Consider the following 2851-nt stretch of genomic DNA (forward strand, 5'->3'; position numbering starts at 1 on the left):
AGACCTACAACGGCGTGGCGATCCTGTCGCGCTATCCGCTGCGTGAGAACAGCCGAGACATTCCCGGCTTCGCCGACGAGCAGCGCCGGGTAATCGCCGCGACCATCGACACACCGGACGGCCCGCTGCGCTACATCTGTGCCTACGTGGTCAACGGTCAGGCGCTGGGTTCGGAGAAATACGCGTACAAGCTGCGCTTTCTCGCCGCGCTGCGCGACTACATTGCCGACGAACTGAAGCAGCATCCGCGACTGGCAATCGGCGGCGATTACAACATCGCGCCGTTTCCGTCCGACACCCATGACCCGGCCACCTGGGAAGGCAACATTCTGTGCTCGGAGTCGGAACGCGACGGTTTCCGGGCGCTGCTCGCGCTCGGTCTGGTCGACGCGTTCACCTTGTTCGAGCAGCCGCCGAACTCATTCACCTGGTGGGATTACCGCGCCGCCGGCTTCCGTCGCAACCAGGGGCTGCGCATCGATCACCTGCTGCTGTCGGCGCCGCTGGCTCAGATCTGCACGGCGGCAGTCGCCGATCTGATCCCGCGCCGCAACGAACGGCCGTCGGACCACGCGCCGTTCATCGCGACATTGCAGGGGAACTGACCGCTGATCCTCGGGGTCCATGCTGTCTATCAGATTGGGCAGCTGCTTTGAGACCTGCTTCACAGGTCGCGGATGGCAAAGCCTTCGCCGGGCCGCATGCTACGTGCGTCCCGAAAAGCTCAGAAGGCTTCAGCCTGCTGCCCCCCAAGAGATCCGAGCCCGCAATGGAATCGCGCCGGCGCAATCATTACGACGTCACCAATCAGATCTGCATTGCCGATCCGCACGAGGTGCGCGACGAAGTCTCGCGGCTGCTGGCCGCGCACGACCCGCTGCTCGATGACGGCGTGCTCGATGCTGCATTCCTGACCTTCACGCGCCTGCATGCCGGCGCCCTGCCCGGCTATGCCGCGGCCGACACGCTGTATCACGATGCCCAGCACAGCCTCGATTGCGCGCTCGGCACCGCGCGGCTGATCGATGGCCACGAGCGTGGCGTGCCGGCAGCCGAGCGCATCGGCCCCCGCCGTGCGTTGCTCGGCGTGTTGATCGCTCTGTTCCATGACTCGGGCTATGTCCGCCGCCGTGGCGATCGCGCCAGCAATGGCGCGGCCTACACGCTCAGCCATGTGCAGCGCAGTGCCGAATTCCTGCAGCGGTTCCTGCCCAGCTTCGGCTTCGAACAGGAAGCGGCGCTCGCGGGCCGCATCGTTCATTTCACCGGCTACGAGATGCCGCTCGACGACATCGCGGTAAGCGACCCGCGTGATCGCGCCCTCGGCTTCATGATCGCCAGTGCCGACCTGCTGGTGCAGACCGCCGATCGCTGCTATCTCGAAAAATGCCGGGATTTCCTTTATCCGGAATTCGAAGTCGCCGGGCTTGCCGGCCCGCGCCAGGTGGGCGGACCGGAACCGCTGTACGCCGACCGCGACACCCTGATGCGCGGCACCCCCGAGTTCAATGCGCGGCTGTGGCAGGACCGGCTCGATGGCTATTTCGGCGGCATCCATCGCCACCTCGGCACCCATTTCGAGGGCCGTTACGGCGGTCGAAATCCTTACCGGGACTGCATCGACGCCAACCTGCAGCGCATAGCGCGCGCGATCCACCGCGGACGCTTCGACGCGCTGAGCTTGAGACCGAAGGCCATCGATGCCGCTTGCATGCGTCGCAAGCTCGCTCTGAGCGAGCAGATGGCAGCCTGAATCAGCCCGCAGGCCTCAACGAAAAAGCGGCACCCTGATCACTCGGGGCGCCGCTTTTTATTGCCCGATCACGGCACCCGGTCAGAGCCTGGCCGGGTGCCCCCGAAACTCAATTCGCTTCGGTGATCGACTCCGGCGTACCGCTGCTGCCGAGCGACGAGGTGGTGACATGGACGTTCGGCGCGATGTTGCCGCCGCCGCTGGTGAGAATGCCGTTGAAGACCAGGATCTGGCCGCCGCCGTTGAGCTTCTCGGCCACATACAGGCTGCCATCGCTGCGCAGCAGGACGTCGACCGGATTGCCGAGCAAAGTCGCCGCGCCGCTGATCGTCCGTGACGGCACGACGATCGCCGGGCCGCTGCCGGTGGTGGCGTCGTTGGCAGTGCTGGCGTTGTCGATCACGAACACAGCGCCGTCGTTGTCACTGGTCGGCGAGCCGACGTCGGAAACCACCAGCTGGTTGGTCGAGCGGTTGTAGCTGATGCCGTGCAGGTTCACCGACACCTTCGACGACGTGCCACCGCTCACCGAACCCGGAGTAATCGTACGGCTCGGCGTCACCGCCGGGCCGGCCGCACCGCCAACTGCGGACAAGTTGGCACGCACCAGGAAGTTGTCGTAGACCGCGATCGTGCCGTTGGTCATCGCCGCATACAGACGATCGACAAACGCGTCATAGGCTACGTCCCAGGTCCGGCCACCGGCCACCGACAGCGGAATCGTCTTCAGCAGTACCGGTGGCGTCGCGCCCAGCAAGGTCGAGATCAGGTGCAGAGACGGTACCGACACCGGATCTTCGCCAGCCACCGCCGTCGGCGCGTCTGCGACGATCAACTGGTTGCTGGTCAGGCCCGCAGTCGTGATGCCACGCGGTGCGACGACCCCGGGAAACGTGAACTCCTTGTCGAAGGCCGGATCGAATGCGGCGTTGCCGCGGACCGGGAAATTGGCGATCCGGCGCAAGGTTGCAACACCGGCGATCGAACCGATCGCGTTCAGCGAGCCATTGTCGCTGTCGATGCCTTCGTTCAGACCGGTATTGAAGCTCGCGGTGCGGCTGCTCAGGCTGGCCGAATAGGTATCGACGGTGCCGAGAT

The 2851-nt window shown here is 65.3% G+C and carries 2 protein-coding genes and 1 pseudogene; 2 read left to right on the forward strand and 1 reads right to left on the reverse strand.

The window, feature by feature from the left end; translation table 11 throughout:
* On the forward strand, window positions 1–605 hold a 605-nt coding region (locus QZY06_RS03535), incomplete at its 5' end, for an exodeoxyribonuclease III (RefSeq protein WP_295680267.1).
* Window positions 606–769: 164 nt separating this feature from the next.
* Window positions 770–1753, forward strand: a complete 984-nt coding sequence (locus QZY06_RS03540; protein ID WP_295680268.1) for a hypothetical protein — start codon at window positions 770–772, stop codon at window positions 1751–1753.
* A 109-nt stretch (window positions 1754–1862) separates the two neighbouring features.
* Here the strand turns inward: QZY06_RS03540 and QZY06_RS03545 are convergent.
* Window positions 1863–2851, reverse strand: a pseudogene (locus QZY06_RS03545) (hypothetical protein); the annotation flags it as partial.

The sequence above is a fragment of the uncultured Nevskia sp. genome, from assembly GCF_903885465.1.
GTDB lineage: Bacteria > Pseudomonadota > Gammaproteobacteria > Nevskiales > Nevskiaceae > Nevskia.

What these genes read in the sequence shown, in the direction of transcription:
- QZY06_RS03540 (WP_295680268.1), top strand. Translation starts at nt 770, where the DNA reads ATGGAATCGCGCCGGCGCAATCATTACGACGTCACCAATCAGATCTGC.